The organism is Arthrobacter sp. K41 (assembly GCF_059089645.1).
In genome coordinates this window covers 301486-317588 of the sequence record NZ_JBNHEW010000004.1, presented here as the reverse complement: position 1 = coordinate 317588, position 16103 = coordinate 301486, and the positions used below count along the sequence as shown (strand labels likewise).

At 62.2% G+C, this 16103-nt stretch carries 17 protein-coding genes; 9 read left to right on the top strand and 8 right to left on the bottom strand.

Annotation, left to right across the window (positions count from 1 at the left end):
* Window positions 1-314 precede the first annotated feature (314 nt).
* Complete coding sequence (locus tag AC5RTE_RS12115; RefSeq protein ID WP_494041638.1) at window positions 315-1334, top strand: transposase; 1020 nt, start codon at window positions 315-317, stop codon at window positions 1332-1334.
* Between the two features lie 43 nt (window positions 1335-1377).
* On the opposite strand, the gene AC5RTE_RS12110 is transcribed toward AC5RTE_RS12115, so the two are convergent.
* Complete coding sequence (locus AC5RTE_RS12110) at window positions 1378-2142, bottom strand: class I SAM-dependent methyltransferase (protein ID WP_494041637.1); 765 nt, start codon at window positions 2140-2142, stop codon at window positions 1378-1380.
* Between the two features lie 210 nt (window positions 2143-2352).
* Here AC5RTE_RS12110 and AC5RTE_RS12105 point away from each other — a divergent pair, with 210 nt between their 5' ends.
* Window positions 2353-3273, top strand: coding sequence for an SGNH/GDSL hydrolase family protein (locus tag AC5RTE_RS12105; protein ID WP_494041636.1), 921 nt, complete (start codon window positions 2353-2355; stop codon window positions 3271-3273).
* Window positions 3274-3464: 191 nt separating this feature from the next.
* Here AC5RTE_RS12105 and AC5RTE_RS12100 read toward each other — a convergent pair whose 3' ends face one another.
* The 3 genes from AC5RTE_RS12100 to pdhA are packed head-to-tail and all read right to left on the bottom strand — an operon-like array spanning window position 3465 to window position 7380.
* Window positions 3465-5015 (bottom strand): dihydrolipoamide acetyltransferase family protein, encoded by a 1551-nt coding sequence (locus tag AC5RTE_RS12100; protein ID WP_494041635.1) that lies wholly within the window; start codon window positions 5013-5015, stop codon window positions 3465-3467.
* Window positions 5016-5017: 2 nt separating this feature from the next.
* The gene (locus AC5RTE_RS12095) at window positions 5018-6130 is read right to left on the bottom strand and encodes an alpha-ketoacid dehydrogenase subunit beta (protein ID WP_494041634.1); all 1113 of its coding nucleotides are present in this window, start codon (window positions 6128-6130) and stop codon (window positions 5018-5020) included.
* Window positions 6127-7380 carry a pyruvate dehydrogenase (acetyl-transferring) E1 component subunit alpha gene (pdhA, locus tag AC5RTE_RS12090; protein ID WP_494041633.1) on the bottom strand — a complete coding sequence of 418 codons (1254 nt, stop codon included), beginning with the start codon at window positions 7378-7380 and terminating at the stop codon, window positions 6127-6129. Before pdhA ends, AC5RTE_RS12095 begins: the two co-directional genes overlap by 4 nt.
* Before the next feature lie 161 nt (window positions 7381-7541).
* Here pdhA and AC5RTE_RS12085 point away from each other — a divergent pair, with 161 nt between their 5' ends.
* The 6 genes from AC5RTE_RS12085 (at window position 7542) to AC5RTE_RS12060 (ending at window position 11889) form a co-directional block, all read left to right on the top strand.
* Window positions 7542-8006 (top strand): Lrp/AsnC family transcriptional regulator, encoded by a 465-nt coding sequence (locus AC5RTE_RS12085; RefSeq protein WP_494041752.1) that lies wholly within the window; start codon window positions 7542-7544, stop codon window positions 8004-8006.
* 138 nt (window positions 8007-8144) lie between these two features.
* Complete coding sequence (locus AC5RTE_RS12080) at window positions 8145-8699, top strand: alternate-type signal peptide domain-containing protein (protein WP_494041632.1); 555 nt, start codon at window positions 8145-8147, stop codon at window positions 8697-8699.
* A 71-nt stretch (window positions 8700-8770) separates the two neighbouring features.
* Window positions 8771-9379, top strand: coding sequence for a hypothetical protein (locus AC5RTE_RS12075; RefSeq protein ID WP_494041631.1), 609 nt, complete (start codon window positions 8771-8773; stop codon window positions 9377-9379).
* Entirely contained in the window at window positions 9369-10016 is a 648-nt protein-coding gene (locus tag AC5RTE_RS12070; RefSeq protein ID WP_494041630.1) for a signal peptidase I, read from the top strand. The genes AC5RTE_RS12075 and AC5RTE_RS12070 overlap by 11 nt, the downstream gene beginning before the upstream one ends.
* The gene (locus AC5RTE_RS12065) at window positions 10017-10514 is read left to right on the top strand and encodes a hypothetical protein (protein ID WP_494041629.1); all 498 of its coding nucleotides are present in this window, start codon (window positions 10017-10019) and stop codon (window positions 10512-10514) included.
* Window positions 10515-10800: 286 nt separating this feature from the next.
* On the top strand, window positions 10801-11889 hold the full coding sequence (locus tag AC5RTE_RS12060; protein WP_494041628.1) for a LamG domain-containing protein: 1089 nt from the start codon (window positions 10801-10803) through the stop codon (window positions 11887-11889).
* Window positions 11890-11984: 95 nt separating this feature from the next.
* Here AC5RTE_RS12060 and AC5RTE_RS12055 read toward each other — a convergent pair whose 3' ends face one another.
* Entirely contained in the window at window positions 11985-12143 is a 159-nt protein-coding gene (locus AC5RTE_RS12055; RefSeq protein ID WP_494041627.1) for a hypothetical protein, read from the bottom strand.
* Between the two features lie 3 nt (window positions 12144-12146).
* Window positions 12147-13187: a glycosyltransferase family 2 protein gene (locus AC5RTE_RS12050; RefSeq protein WP_494041751.1), complete on the bottom strand. Its 1041-nt coding sequence runs from the start codon at window positions 13185-13187 to the stop codon at window positions 12147-12149.
* 538 nt (window positions 13188-13725) lie between these two features.
* On the opposite strand from AC5RTE_RS12050, the gene AC5RTE_RS12045 reads away from it, so the two are divergent.
* On the top strand, window positions 13726-14121 hold the full coding sequence (locus tag AC5RTE_RS12045; protein ID WP_494041626.1) for an Hpt domain-containing protein: 396 nt from the start codon (window positions 13726-13728) through the stop codon (window positions 14119-14121).
* Between the two features lie 53 nt (window positions 14122-14174).
* Here AC5RTE_RS12045 and AC5RTE_RS12040 read toward each other — a convergent pair whose 3' ends face one another.
* Together AC5RTE_RS12040 and AC5RTE_RS12035 are read right to left on the bottom strand one after the other, a co-directional pair.
* On the bottom strand, window positions 14175-14318 hold the full coding sequence (locus AC5RTE_RS12040) for a hypothetical protein (RefSeq protein ID WP_494041625.1): 144 nt from the start codon (window positions 14316-14318) through the stop codon (window positions 14175-14177).
* Between the two features lie 344 nt (window positions 14319-14662).
* Window positions 14663-15886: a MinD/ParA family ATP-binding protein gene (locus AC5RTE_RS12035; protein WP_494041750.1), complete on the bottom strand. Its 1224-nt coding sequence runs from the start codon at window positions 15884-15886 to the stop codon at window positions 14663-14665.
* Between the last annotated feature and the right edge of the window lie 217 nt (window positions 15887-16103).

Genomic DNA, 16103 nt, shown 5'->3' with positions numbered 1-16103 from the left:
CGTACCTCCGGCAAAGCAGTGTTCGTTCGTTTAGTCGTCGATTGTACCCACCGGCCCGGTGGTTGGGCCTGACGAAACCCCGGGAGGGAGAACGAGAACGACGGCGGCGTGCCCTCCGTCACGCTGAGGTGGAAGTCCCTGTTTAAGTGGGCAGGATACTCACGAGCCCTGGAAGGTCGAGGACTTGCCGACGATGCTGGCGTGGCCGCTATTCGGGTGCCAGCAAATGATTTCTGCGGAAGTAGAGAATTTTCTGCCTAAGGAGCATAGTGGATTTATGCGTTCTGGGGACGGTCGCTACTAAGGAGCGCCGAATGCCCTACGAGCAGGAATTGAAGCTGCGAGCGGTCAATATGTACCGTGAGAGCGGGCGCTCGTTGAGGTCCATTGCTTCCGAATTCGGAGTAGCACCAAGCACGCTTAGACGCTGGGTCGATGAACTCTCCTATCTCCCTGAACCCCCAGTTCCCTCGCGTTATGACGCCGAGCTTGTTGATGTAGTTACTCGCCTGAACAGAAGCGAAGAAGAGGGCGTCAAGTCGTATGCGATCGGCAGCAAGAATATGGCAATTTCAGTTAGGTCCGCCAACGTAATTTCCGTCCTTGGCTCAATTGTTCTGGTGCTGTCGATAGCGGTTGCTGTGGTCCGGCTTTACATCGGGTTACCGCCGGATGTCCGGGAGCAAAATCCGTGGCTTCCGGCCGCGGCAATAGCAGCAACTGGCATTGCATCGGCGCTCGCAGTCAGCACGCTTTGGGACTTCGTTTCTCGGGTCTTGGTTCCCTTCCCCTACGCAGTTTCGGAGCTTCACGAGGCCGAGTCTGGATTGATGCAACTAGGGGATCGCGAAATTTTTCGTGTATCACCCCTAAATTTAGTGGCGAGGCGAAAAAGAAGGCGCATTACAAAAATGATGAGTCGAGCGGCACGGAGACTTGCCACTACGCATCGGCTGGGACATCGGTACTTTTCCGAAGATGCGCGGGACGTCGAAGTAGCCGAACGAAAAAAGGTGGCGCAGAACTTGGCTAAGGCCGAGATGTGGCTGCATCGGGAGGGGACAGACGCATACGCGAGAGTTTCGAGCCTACTCCGGACCGTAATAATCCTGACAATTCTGAAGGACTGGTCCCTCCCCGACCTGAACCAGGAGACGGAAGTAACCGGCAAGTACAACTCGTGGCCCAGGCGAACTGGAAGGGTCCTGCGAAATGTCCTCGGATTTGGGTTGGGAACTATTGGCGTCATCAACGGCCTGCTTGAGTTGCCGAATGCCCCCGAACAGCTAGCGAAGCTTGGTATCTCACCTGATTACCTCAGTTTCCTACCGTGATGAACGTGAGAACTCGGGTTCATGCAGCGAGGCCCAAGCTATCTCACGCCTGGGCGAGCACCATTGGCTGGTAGTAGCCGCTCGCGTCCGGCATCAGCCATTCGATTGCGGTGAATCCGGCCGAGGCCAGCAGGCTTCCGAGTTTTGCACGGCGCAGCGCGCGGTAGCGGGTGGTACCGGAGTGCGCTGTCCATGATCCGGCACCATCTTCCATGAAGGTGAACACCTCGATGTCCACGTACTCCGTGTCCTCGGACCACGTCCAAACCTGACCGGACCCGTGCCTGGACCCGGCAGTTCCGTGAACGGAGATTGGCACTCCCCCGGGCGACGAGAGGCGCAAGGCGTCATAGTCGCGGAGGGAGACGAGCAGCAGCCCCCGGGGCCGCAGGCATGCATGGACATTGTGCAGGGCACGCAGCAGATCCTCATCGGTGAGCAGGTGCGGCAGGGCGTTATCGCAGGAGATGACCACATCCAAGGACCCGCCGAGCTGCTCTCGCACGGCTCGCACATCGCAGCAGGCAAAATCGACGTCGATTCCCCTCGCAGCCGCCTCCGTCCGGGCCCGGTCAACCGCTGCTCTGCTCACGTCGGTGGCTGTCACGCGGTACCCCAGCTTCGCCAGCGGCAGGGCTTGGGTTCCTATGCCACAAGTGCAGTCCAGGAGGCGCCCCTCAATGATCCCCCGCTTGGCCAGGACGGTAGCGATCACCCGCCCGTGCCATTGCGCTGCCGACCACCAGTCCCCGAACAACAGGTGGTACTCAGGCGCGAGTCCGTCGTAGAACTGTTCCGGAGTAGCCACTTGGACACCTTCTCCCAACGGGTGTGACGGAATCAGCCGCCAAGTCAAGCGTACGACGACGGTGCGCAGCCGCCGTCGTTCCTTGCCCTCGTCCGGCGCGCGGGTGCTCGTATGAAACCTGTAACGCCGGAGTAACGCCGTCGGGGTGGGCTAGGAGTGTCAGCGTCGGGCCCCCTGCCGCGGCGCAGCGGAAGGGAAAGGGTAGGAAAGATGAGGAAGCCGTCTCGTGAAGGGACAGGAAGTACACCAAGCGTTTCGCGCACCTGTGGGGGCTTTCCTGCCAGGCGCCTTAGTGCACTGGCCGCCGTCGTCGTCGGGCTGCTTGCGGGCCCGACGACGACGGCGGCAACCGCGCACAATTGGGAACCACTGGATTACGTAGCCTTTGGGGATTCCTACACTGCCGGCATCGGCGCGCCCAATGTCAGAGTGTCTCCGCTCTACCCCGCCGAGTCTGCTGACAAGGCGTGCTACCAGGCATCGCCGGGCTACGTGGATGTCTTGGACGCGCGGGATGACGTTCAACTGAAGGCCAACGCCGCCTGCTCGGGCTGGACTGCCGCCATGGTGCCCCTCCAGGTGAAAGTGGCATCGGCCGCAGGGCTGCTGAATGCAGAAACAGACCTGGTGACCATTACCGCCGGCGGTAACGACGTCGGATACGCCGACGTACTCCGGGCGTGCCTGCTCCCCAGTACATTGAACGACTGCAAAACCGCCGTCAAGATCGGCGAAGCCACGGCCAAGGCTAAGGTCCTCCCCGACCTGGCCAATGCGTACGCGGCCATCCGCGCCAAGGCACCCAACGCCACCATCGTCGCGCTGGGGTACCCGTACCTGTTCTCCCCTGAATTCGGCGACCAGCCCTACATCACGGACGAAGCGGCCAAGGTCTTCAACAGGGGCACGGACAAATTGAACAAGATCATCAGGAACGCGGCCAAGCACGTCCCCGGAACTGTGTATGTGGATGTCACCGACGAGTTCTACGGGCACGGAATCGGCTCGCCCGCACCCTGGATCATCTTCGACGGCAGCAACGTCAGCTTCCACCCGAATGAAACCGGGTATGCCAAGGGATACTATCGGGCAGTTGTCCGGGAAGCGGGAATTGTCGCCTTTCGGCATTGACTCCTGAGAGGACGTACGACGGCGCACGCGGCCGCCGTCGTACGTCCACCTTCCCGATTCTTTCGCATAGATTGCGGAAGCGTTGACGTTTAACCCACACCAACTGCGAGAGGGTTGGGGTTAGACCCACATCAACTGCGAGAGGGTTTCGGAAAAACCGACGTTAAGTGAGAGAGCGTCGGTGGGAGGGGTTAGAGGTCGGCGAGGAGGGTGGTCGGGTTTTCGATGGCGTCGGCCACGAAGCGGAGGAACCCGGCAGCGGTGCCGCCGTCGCAGACCCGATGGTCGAAGGTGAGTGTCAGCTCGGCAACTTTCCGAACGGCGAGCTCACCGTTCACCACCCAGGGCTTGTCGATGATCCGGCCGACGCCGAGAATAGCCACCTCGGGGTGGTTGATGATTGCCGCCGAGCCGTCCACGCCGAACACCCCGTAGTTGTTCAGCGTGAACGTACCGCTGCCCAGTTCGGTGGGGGTTGCCTTGCCTTGGCGGGCGACGTCGGTCAGCCGCCTGATCTCTGCGTCCAGCTCGCGGGCACTCAGCTTTTCCGCCGCCCGGACCGAGGGGACCACAAGGCCGCGGTCGGTCTGGGCAGCGATGCCGAGGTTGATTCCGTCGAACGAGACGATCTCCTGGGACCCGTCGCCCGCGGTTTCGATGCGCGTGTTCAGCTCCGGGTATTTTTTTAGCCCGGCTGTGACAAATCGGGCGATGAACGCGAGCAGGCCCGGCACGTCAGGCCCATTCGCTTTGAGCCCCTCGCGGAGCTCGAGCAGCCCAGTGGCGTCAACATCCACCCACACGGTAGCTTCGGGGATCTCCGCACGGCTGCGCGACATGTTGGCGGCTACAGCCTTGCGTACTCCCCGGACAGGAGTGCGCGAAGAAATAGGCAGGCCGGTGCGGGCGTCCGCGCCCTGGATGTCGGAGGGCCGGGGTTCGGCCGGCACCCCCTCAACAGGTTCAACCGCCGGTTTCGGTGCGGTCACCGGTGCCGGACTCGTTATGGCGGCCTCCACATCTTTGCGCATAATCAGGCCACCCCCGCCGGAACCCGGCAGTTCCCCCAGATCCACGCCGTGTTCCCGCGCCATGCGCCGGACCAGCGGGGAGATCACCGCGCCGAGCTTGCCGGGAACCCGGGTGCGCAGGAGCGAAAGGTCCACGTCGGCATTCACCGCCGGCCCGCCGTCGGCCGCCCCATCCTCCAGGGGAAGTGCGCCATCCTCCACGGGAAGGGTGGTGACTGCGGCAGCCGCCGATGACCTCCGCGCCCGCGTCCGCCGCGCCACTCCGTGCCCGCCCGGGGTACCGTAACCGATCAGCACGTTGCCTGAGCCGGCCTTTTCCTCTTCGCGGTACAACTCGCCCTCCGCCTCGGCAGGAGTTTCAACTGCCTCAGCCGCAGGCTCCCCCAGTTCGGTCTTAACAGGCTTGGTTTCGGGCTCGGTTGGCTCGGCTGGGGCGGGGGCGGCATTATCCGCGGCGATCCCGGTAACCAATGGCGTCACCGAGATCAGCGGCTTCCCCACGTCCAGGGTCTCCCCCGGCTGCCCGTGCAGCTCAGCCACAATCCCGGCATAGGGCGAAGGCACCTCAACAGTGGACTTCGCGGTCTCCACCTCGGCGATCGGCTGGTCCACGGAAATGGTGTCCCCCACGGAAACGTGCCACGACACCAGTTCGGCTTCGGTGAGGCCCTCGCCCAGGTCCGGCAACAAAAACACGCGTGTTTCACTCATGGTCAGTTCTCCCACTGCAGGTCGTCGACGGCGTCGAGGATGCGGTCCACGCCGGGCAGGTAGTACTTTTCAAGCTTGGGTGCCGGGTACGGGATGTCGAACCCGGTGACGCGGCGGATGGGCGCGGCCAGGTAGTGGAAGCAACGTTCCTGCACCCGGGCCACAATCTCGGAGGACACAGACGCGAACCCGTGCGCTTCGGCGATCACCACGGCGCGGCCGGTCTTCCGCACGGATTCACATACCGTCGCATCATCGAACGGCACCAGCGTCCGCACGTCGATGACCTCCAGCGAGCGCCCCTCCAGCGCGGCGGCCTCGGCAGCGGCGAGCGCAGTGGGAACGGACGGACCGTAGGCGATCAGCGTCGCGTCAGTGCCGGGACGCGCGACGGCGGCACGCCCCTCGGAGGTGCGGCCCGCCGTCGTGCCTTGCTCATGGGCGGACCGCAGCGACGCAAGGTCCACCAGGTCCTTGGACCAGTAGAGCTTCTTAGGCTCCATGAACACCACGGGATCGTCCGAGTCGATGGCTTCGCGGAGCAACCGGTACCCGTCGGCCACGGTGGCGGGGGTGTAGACCTTCAGGCCGGCGGTGTGGGCGTAGTAGGACTCGGAGGAGTCGCAGTGGTGCTCCACTCCCCCGATGCCGCCGCCGTACGGCACCCGGATCACCAGGGGCAGCTTGACCGCCCCGCGAGTGCGGTTATGCATCTTGGCCACGTGGCTGATGATCTGTTCGAACGCCGGGTAGGCGAAGGCGTCGAACTGCATTTCGATCACCGGGCGCATCCCGTTGATGGCCATGCCTACGGCCATGCCCACGATGCCGGACTCGGCCAGCGGGGTGTCGAAGCAGCGCTGCTCGCCGAAGGTGGCGGTGAGCCCGTCGGTGATGCGGAAGACCCCGCCGAGCATTCCCACGTCCTCGCCGAACACCAGGACGGAGGAATCAGCCTGCATGGCGTCAAACAAGGCAGTGTTCAAAGCCTTGGCCAGGGTGACCGGCTGCGGCCCGGCGGCTTCGGCGGACGCAGCAGCGGAGGCGGCTGCCCGGGCGGTGGCGGCGCTGACGTTGCCGTTGGCCTCGGACGAGGTGGTGATGGTGGGGCTCACTTGCCGGCCTCCTTTGATGCTGAATCCTGCGATGATGCTGCTGCGTCGCGGGCCAGTTCGTCGGCGAGCAGGGCGGACTGTTCCTTCAGCTGCGGTGTGGGCGCGGAGAAAACGTGGCGGAAGAGTTCCTGCGGGTCCACCGGCACGTCCTCGCTCAGTCCTTCGCGCAGCTGGGCCGCCACGGCTTCGGCGTGCTCACTGATCCGCGCTTCAACGGCGTCGTCCAGCAGGCCGCGGTCCGACAGGTACGTCCGCATCCGGTTCACCGGGTCCTTGGCCCGCCACTCGGCAACTTCGGCGCTTTCACGGTAGCGGGTGTCGTCGTCGGCGTTGGTGTGGGCCTGCATGCGGTAGGTGTTGGCTTCCACCAGCAGGGGGCCGGAGCCTTCCCGGGCCAGTTTCACGGCCCGGTCCAGGACGGCGAGGAGGGCGACGACGTCGTTGCCGTCCACGCGTTCGCCGGCCATGCCGTAGCCCACGGCCTTGTGTGCGAGCGACGGCGCCACGGACTGGTGTGCCAGCGGCACGGAGATGGCGTACTTGTTGTTCTGGACGAAGAAGATAACGGGCAAGTGGAAGACGGCCGCGAAGTTCAGGGCCTCGTGGAAGTCGCCTTCGCTGGTGGCGCCGTCACCGCACATGGCCAGCACCACGGTGTCCTCGCCGCGGAGCTTGGCAGCGTGGGCCACGCCGACGGCGTGCAGCAGCTGCGTGGTCAGCGGGGTGCACTGGATCCCTACCTTGTGCTTGAGGGGATCGAACCCGCCGTGCCAGTCGCCGCGGAAGATAGTCATCACCTGCACGGGGTCCACGCCGCGGGTCATCACGGCCACGGCGTCGCGGTAGGTGGGGAACATCCAGTCGCCCTCGAACAGGCACAGCGCGGCGGCCACCTGGCACGCCTCCTGGCCATGGCTGGACGGGTACACGGCCATGCGGCCCTGCCGGACCAGTGCCGAGTTCTGGTCGTTGACGCGGCGGCCGACGACGAGCTGCTCGTACGCTGACAGCAGTTCCTCGTCGCTGGGCAAGGGGTACTCGTGGCCGGGTTCGGTGCCCTGCTCGCCTTCGGGTTTGAGCCGGCCGTCCGGGTCCACCATCTGGATCTGATGCCGGGCCGGGAGCATGTAATCCTCGGCCGTGATGCCGAACTTCTTAACGGCCTCAGCCAGGGCGTCCTCGGCGGGGGCGGCGCTGGCCTGACCTGCGTTGCTGGTGCCCGGCGCGGTTTGGTTCGCGGAGATCGTCATCGGTTCCGTCCTTTTGTTGCCACTATTACTCCCCAGTATCCGCCCGGGAAAGGTTTCGTATCCAGCACCTACAGGAATCGTGGAAAAGCTTCCCGGTTCTGCCTAAACTGGGAGACGAATTGTAAGTGTGAGCCACATTACTGACGGGGCGCGTGGACGAATTGGCAGCCAAGGATGCGGGGACGGAACCGGTCCCGCTGGACGACATTGACCGCAGCATCATTTCGGAGCTGACCCGGGACGGCCGGATGTCCGTGACGCAGGTGGCGGAGAACGTCCACATCTCGCGGGCGCATGCGTACACGCGGATTAGCAGGCTCACGAGCGAAGGGGTGTTGTCCAAGTTCACGGCGCTCGTGGACCCGATCAAGGCGGGGCTGCGCTCCTCCGCCTACGTGACCCTGAAGCTGAAGCAGGATTCCTGGCGCGAACTCCGGGACCTGCTGGCAGCCATCCCGGAAGTGCACCACGTGGCCCTGGTAGGCGGGGACTTCGATGTGATCCTTCTGGTCCGCGCCGTGGACAACATCGACCTCCGGCGGGTCATCTTCGACCAGCTGCAGTCCATGCCGGGCGTGCTGGACACCCAGACGTTCCTGGTGTTTGAGGATGTTGATACTCGGTAATCGTGTCCTCTGACCGGTAGTTTAACTTTCAAATACCTTGAGCTTTTGTTGACCCTTTGACCCCCCAGTTTTTGAGGTTGCCCCGGCAATGTAGTTTCCAGCTGAACCACGGCACACAAAAACTAAAGGGGACACATCATGAAGAACAGCACTCTGGTCAAGGGCACCGCAGCCATCGCCGTTGGCGCAGCACTGCTGCTGGGCGGCGGCGGAACCCTCGCCGCGTGGAACGCAGAAGCCAGCGCAGCGCCCGGAACCATCGTTGCCGGTGACCTCAACGTCGTAAAGAGCACCAACGGCGTCTGGAAGGACCGCACCGGAACCACCATCCCTGACATCAGCGCCTACAAGGTGGTCCCGGGCGACAAGCTCACCTTCACCCAGGACGTTGACGTCACCCTCACCGGGGACAAGATGGCTGCCACCATCGTGGCCCTCGGCGCTGAGCCAACCAACGGTTTCACCCCTGCCAACGTCGCAGTCAGCGCCCCGAGCCTGACGATCAACGGCCAGCCCGTTCCGAACAACCTCACCGCGTCCACCGGTATCCAGAAGGTCACCGCCACCATCACCTTCGAATTCCTTTCAACCACATCAGGCCGCGCTGACGTGTCGAAGTCCTACAGCTTCGGCAACATCAAATTCACCCTTCAGCAGGTGGTTGCCGGTACCGGTCAGGCCGCAACCCAGTAACCTGATGCCGGTGGGCGGCTTTCCAGCCGCCCACACCGCTGACGATCCAGAAGCAGAGCCGGGAGGGGCCAATGCGCATCAAGCGCTTGCTGCAGGCGGCGGCTTTGATCGCCGTCGCAGTGGTCCTGGGCCTCCTGACCGTACAAGGCACCTACGCCCTCTGGAACGCCACTACCAGCACGACAGCCGGAACGGTATCCTCGGCCTCGTTCATTGTGGGCCTCACCTCGGTTCCGTCCGGCCAGGCAACCACCATGACCCTGGCCGACGGTACCCCCGCCACCCTGGCTATCACTCCAACCGCCACACTGCTACCGGGCGGATCTGTCTACGGCGGGGTTGCAGTGGCCAACAACACCAACGCCGGTGGTTCGTTCGACACCGTTATCACTGTCGCTAAAGGACCCTTGACAGGCACGGGAGACGGAAGCCTGGCGCAGAACGTCACCGTCAACACCAAGATCGTTTCCCTCCCGGCGGACTGCAACACCACCACCGGCTACACCGCCCTGGAAGCATCGGGGCTCGTATCACCAACAGTGGCTAAGGGCGGGTCCACGGTCTTTTGCTTCCAGGTCACCCTCAACTCCTCAGCCCCTGCAACTGCCAAAGGACAAGCAGTGAACATTCCCCTGACGCTCACCGCCCGCCAGACCTGCGGGGTGCCCGGTGGCTGCTGACCTGACAACACGTCCGGCTCCCCCGGCCCGCATGCCGCGGACGGACAACCAGGCGGCAGCGTCGCCGTCCAAAACCAAGGACACCCGGGACGAAGGGGGTGGGGCGTGGAGCACCATTGCTCGCATGGCCAGCATGTCCGCGATGCTCATCGCCTTGTTCGCAGCGATGGTGTTGATTGTGATTCCGGTAGCAACCGGATCCCAGACCTACACCATCCTCACCAAATCCATGGTCCAAAAGTTTCCCCCGGGGACGTTCATGGTGATGAAGCCCGTAGCGTTCAGCGAGCTCAAGTACGGCGATGTGATTACGTTCCAGCAGTACTCCGGCCGCCCGGATGTGGAAACCCACCGCATTGTTGGTTTTGGCGCCACCCAGCAGGGTGAAAAGACACTGATCACCCGGGGCGACAACAACGGCGCCAACGACCCTGAGCCCGTTCGTGAGATCCAGGTCAAAGGCAAACTTTTTTATGCGGTGCCGTACGTCGGCTACGTAGCCAACGCCCTGGGCAATTCCGATCGCGAGACGTGGACCAAGATAGCCGCCGTGGCGCTGATCGGCTATGGCGCCATCGCCGTCTATAAATCCGTCCGCCGATCCCGAACCGGCAAGACTCCCGCCCAGGCGGCATAGATGCCCCGCTTTCGGGATATGCCAGGCGCCGCACCCGCTGTTGGCGCCTTCGTCCTCACCCTTCTGCTCGGGCTGGGAGGAACGGCCGCGTCCGCACTGTGGCAGCAAAGCGCAACGGCCACCATGACCGTCACAGCCGCAGCCACCTGGCCCGCACCAATCTTTTCCGGGTTCACGTGCACCAACGACAACAACAGAACGAACGCCGTCTTGACTGCCACCGGCCCGAAGGTTCCCGTTTCCCTGACGTACGACGCTCTCCAGCCCAGCGGCGCCTACGGACCCTCCTACTCCGACGCGGTGACGCTCGGCACCACCAGCACGGTGGCACTTAACATATCCTCGCCGATCATCGCTGCCAACCGGACCACTCCGCACCTTACTGTTCGGGTAACAGCCGCCTACGCCGACCAGACGCAGATCACCGCCACCGCAGTGGTACAAATCGAACAGGGCAACAACAGCAACAAAGTTACCTGCATTTCAACCACGACGTAGCGTTCCAAGCTCTCTGCCGATCCTTAAAGTTTTCCGCAATAGTCCTCGTCTTGAACGAATTGCACACGTGCCTCCGGATTTGGCGCCGGCGACCAAAAAAGCAACAACTTTCGCCATTCCTGCGCAATTCCTGCGCTAATGGCAAAATCCTTCGTTTCTCTTGAGCTAAAGTCCGATAAATCCACATTTGTTCTATTGTTTTGGCCGGAAAACGCAGTGAGGATGAATTGGTGCACACCGTGGTGCACGCAAAGCTTGCTGGGAGCAATGATGGAGGGGACTTTGCATGACCGCTGGAAACTGTTTTGCCTCACCTTTCGCGCGCCGCGGGAAACCGCTCGCTATCTTGGTGGTCGCGGGGGTGACAGCATTGGCGGGACTGCCCGGCGCAAATGCTGCTGATACAACCCCGCTTGATCCAAATCCCGGCCCATCGGGCAGCTTCAGCTGGAAGGGTTTCAACTGGGAAAAGCGCTTTTGGGGTGGCGCACCCCAGTACAACCAGGCATACGACCCTGCCAACGTGAGCGGTCCCGACGCCAACGGGTACGTCTCCCTGAAAATCACAAACCCTACCGGGGAAGCACCCGTTGGAGCTGAATTCCAGTCCACTAGGGAGGGGTTCGGGTACGGGACATACAGCACTGTTGTGGAAAAGGATCTCAGCGCACTGCAAAAGGAAGTGGTGTGGGGATGCTTGTTCACCTATGATCCCGCGGCGGCCCCGGGCTACAACGAGATCGACCTCTGCGAGGCTTCGGCCTGGGGAGGCGGGGCCGCCTATGGGGAGTCCTGGCCGGTGAGCCAGGGCCACGGCTATTGGTTTGATGCCACCAAGCCGCCGGGAACGGGCAACAACACCGTCACCTTTGATGTCACTAACAGCCCCATTACTACCCACCGGATGGTCTGGGAACCGGGCCGGGTCACGTATGAGACCTTCGCCGGCGAAGGCTACACAGGGCCTCTGCTCAAGCGCACGGTACTGGAAGGTGCAACAGTGCCGGTACCGGCAAAGGAGCGAGTCCACTTCAACCTGTGGGTCACCGGCGGGGGCGGGGGCGACCCTGCCCACGTCAAGCCCGAACACGTTGTTGTGCGGGACTTTTCCTTCGTGGCATCGATCAGCACTCCCCCGCTACCTGCCCCGGAAATCAAACTAAGCGCCACCAGCACCGCTACGAAAAAAGGCGCCACCACAACCTTGAAATGGGCCGGTGCCACTGGGGCCAGCGTAACGCTGTGGACGAACGGCGTGAAAAAAACAATTGCCAATACCGGAAGCTTCACAAGTTCCGTGAGGCTGGGAAGTACCACGACTTATAAAATCTGCGATACCGCAAGGTGCTCAAATACCATCAGCATTACAACGTAAAGAATGGCCACAGGCGCGAGGTGCGCATCCGGTGCTCACCTCGCGCCTGTGTCTGCTTTTGCATCACATTTGCTTAATAACCAATGTTGATGGACCTACTGGCCGCGGACCGGAACTATCCGCTTGATGGCCAGGCCAAGGGCGAGGAGCGCAAAGGCGGCGAGGGCGAACCAGAAAATATCGCCCGCTCCGGTCATGGCGAGAGTTCCTGAGCCGGCGCCGGCGGCCGCGGGAATAGCTGCGTTGTTATACATGGATTACCACACTTTCTTCCTTTTGAGAATTGCATCTGTATACGCCTTCGCGTGGACCGCCTGCAGAAACAGGTCGATCATTATTTCGTACATAGTGGCGGCGGCGAGCATGTACCTCCATCCCCGCAGTCTCACCGTCACTATCCGCTCGATCACGAAGACACCGGTCACGGCAAGCCAGAATGGCTGGATATGCATTGCTGCCCCCGTGACCAGTGCAAACGCCACCGTGCCCACATAGGCAAATGTCACCATCACACCTATGGCGGAAAGCAGCTGCCTGCCCCAGTACGGACGGGTCACTGCGGTCCAGCCGTACTGCATGCAGTTTTCCAGTGCGCCCCGCTTCCACCTCAGCCGCTGCGCCCACAATTGCCGCCAGGTGGGCATTACTTCGGTGACGAGGGTGCAATCTGTAGGAGAGCGGATGCGGTACTTAAGAGTCAGCAGGGCGAACGACAGTTCGTTGTCCTCCGTCAGGACGGACGTGTCATAAACGCCGCCGCGCCCGTCGCCGGCAGGCAGGATTCCGTCGAGCCGGGCCGCCACGATGTCCCGTAGAGTTCGGGCCCGGAAGAGCGCTGCCGTGCCGGTCACCACCAGGCACTTTCCATGGAGGCGCTGCACGTCCCGGACATAACGGGCATATTCGTTCCGCTGCAGGTGGCCAACGAAGCCACCACCGGGGCCGCCCTGGAACACACCTCCTACGGCACCGAGCCTGGAGTCTTTCCGCAAGTGGGCGGCCGAGCGCTCAATAAAGTCCCTGGACAGCTGGGAATCGGCGTCCTGCACGAGTATGAGATCTTCCGGTGCCGATGTTGGCAGCAAGTCGGCGAGGACGAAGTTCAGCGCGCCGGCCTTCTTGTCAGTGTTGCCAACCGTCCAGATCACCTCTGCACCGGCCCGCGCGGCAATTTCCTCAGTGGCATCGGTGCAGTTGTCAGCCACAACTATCACTCTGTCTGGAACAAGGGTCTGTTTATACAGCGAGCCCAGTGTTTCTGCTATTTCGGCTTCTTCATTGTGCGCCGGAATTATCACTGTAATCACGGATTCACCGCCAGCAACTTATTAGGTTCAACAATTGCCAGGCAAGGCACCAGCAATGCCCATAGCTCTTTCATGAGTCCCTTTTCGTCAGCGGTTTATTCGAACCGAGCCTTCCAACGAAAACGCAAAAGAACTGCATGTAACCCGTCAAGGAAAGTGCAAACTTTCATCAAGAACAACTCAAGCGAATTGCAATGTGATGTATGACACGTTTTGCAGCACACGCGTAAAAACTCTTGAGCCTTTCTTGACTTCCAACTGCAGGGATTCTTGATTCATACCCGGCAAAGTCTCTTCAACCAGCTGAATAGATGGACCACCGAGTATTTGCGAGCTTTCCATCGAACGCTTTCCAGCTATTCGCTTCACCCCCCAAGGACCTGATTCATGATGCACGTACGTCAACCCGCGCTGCCCACAGCCCCCGCTAACGCTGCTGAACCTGCCTGCGCGGTTAAACCTGCAAAGTTCCGCCGGAAACGGTGCCACATACTTAGGCAAGCTGCTGTTGCGAAAATACTCAGAGACCGTGGTTGAGCGCGGCCTGGCTCTGCTGGAAGCGGCACCGCTCATGGCCCTGGCGAAGGACATAGGAGACCCGGCCTGTGCTTTGAACTTCTTAGGTGACTATCTGCGTATGCTCCCCGGCAGGATGGCGCGGATCAGCATACATCTCAATGAAAGGGACCGGGAGGCCGCCATGGATGCGCTCTTGAGCCTGAGGGTCACCTCCGCCATGATTGGGGCAAAGGAAACGGAGCGCAAGTGCCGGGCCATTGAGGCCCTGATACGCACCAATCAGCTTCAAGAAGCGCGTGCTGCTGCGCTTTCCCTTGAGAGTTCGGTTAGTGCGCTGGTTGTGAGCAGCCAAGACCTTCTTGTCAAAGCCCGGGCTGACCTACAACAAGTCGCCCAGCCGGTTTAGTACCGGGTGTCCGGAACTTTGAGGACGCTTCAAGGCTCTGCGGCCTCATCGCGTCACTTGTTGAGAGCCATCAGCACCACCGGTATGGTCGCCAAGGCCAGGGCGGCGAGCATTACGTAGGACAACAATCGCATGCGGGCCTGCCGCCGCTCTCGGCGGGAGTACTTCCCGTAATAGCCAGCACCATGTTTTCCCATGCCGCGAGGTTACAAAAGTGACCCTCAAGAAACGATCAAGCCAACGGAACTGTTACGCGACTTGGACTGAGCAGGCTGCGCCACCTAGTGCCGGCTCTTCGCCCTAATCAGACGAGCGGCGAAGAGGCCTGCCGCTCCCAGTGAGGCCAACATGCCACCAAGAGCCACAGCGTAGTCAGTGATGCCATGTCCCGCTTCCTGCCTATTCCCTGGTATTGCCTGATGAGCCCAAACTACGGGACAGACTCGGGACTTTGCGAGGAATTGCAGGCAAGGTTAGGTCAAAATTCGGCCACGGCAACATGAGCGCACCGTGTACACACAGGCTTTACCTAGGCTGACGTCTACCGGTACCCGTCCACGATGGCAGCGGCAATTTCCTTGTACGCGCGCCGGGTCTCGGGCTTGAGGACGTCCAGGGTTACCAGGTCACCGTCGGCCACGCCGCGGTCGTGCGGCACTGCGATCAGCTGGCGGCAGATGCCGGCGAGGTGTTCCTCGATGGCGTCCTTGTCCACCCGGGAGGAAACCTCGTCCTTGTCCGTGATCACCACAATGGCGTTGCGGGCCAGGTCCTCGTAGCCGTGGCTGGCCAGCCAGTGCAGGGTGCTGCGGGCACGCTTGGCGCCACTCACCGCATAGCCGGCGGCAATCACCAGGTTGTCCGCCGATTGCAGGATGCCGCTCATGGCGTTGTGGGTGACACCGGTGCCGCAGTCGGTGAGTGCTACGGAGTAGTAGGCGGCGATGAGTTTCCGGATGCGCAGGTATTCCTCGGCGGTCAGCGAGTCCGAGACTTCCGGGTCCTGCTCCCCCGCGATGAGGTGCAGCCGGCCGGCGTGGTGCATGTACCGGGCCAGTGCGGTGAGCGAATCGACGGACTCAATGTTGCGCAGCAGGTCCGTGATGGTGCGGGGGCTTGACTGCTGGTAGATCCCCTCCCCAAGGGCGCGTTCAACGAGGTCACCGGAGTCGGGGTTCGCGTCGATGGCGCATGGCGCATCGCCGCGGTACTCCGCCAGGGTCAGGCCTACACCCACGGTGGTGGAGGTCTTGCCGATGCCGCCCTTGAGGCTGAGCACTGCGGTGTTGTAGCTGCCTTGCAGCTGTCGGGAGATGCGGCGGCCCAGTTCTTCTTCTTGGCGCTGTTTCTGTCCGGGGCCCATGTTCCAGGCTCCGCCGGTCATTTTGAAGATGGCGCCGCGGACGCCGCCCACTGGTCGCGGTTTCTGTTCCTTGACAAACAAACCGGGCGAGCCGATGAAGTCCGGAATGGGCTTGTCGGCGATCGTGTCCGCAACCGTGGGCCGGGCACGCCGGAAAGCGGGGGTTTCAGAAGGAGCGTCCGACTGCGTTGCGGAAGCTTTCGCGTTTGCGGAACCAACGACAGGGGCGCCGGCGCCCCCCTTGGCAGGTTGGACTGAAGCAGACGCCCGGGAAGGAGCAGGAATCTCTCCGGCAGGTTTTGCCACGTCGGCTGCAGCAGCGGCCTCCGCCCAAGAAATTCGACGCGTGAGCGGTTTGCCGGCGTCGGGCCGGCGGGAAGGGTTGGGCGTTACGGCTGGCATGGTTCCTGTCCGGGCATCCGTCAGGTCACCATCGTCGCGACGATTGTCACGGCGACGGCGCAGTTGCGGCTGCCCTGCATCCTCTGCATTGGCGCGTGCGTTCTGATCCGCCGGATCGAGCATGTGTGTCCCCCAGGACGTTTCGGCAAAACTGGCATGCTGCACTCGTTCAAACAGTAAGTCTAGGGGTTCCGGCAGATGACCTGGGTTAGATGCG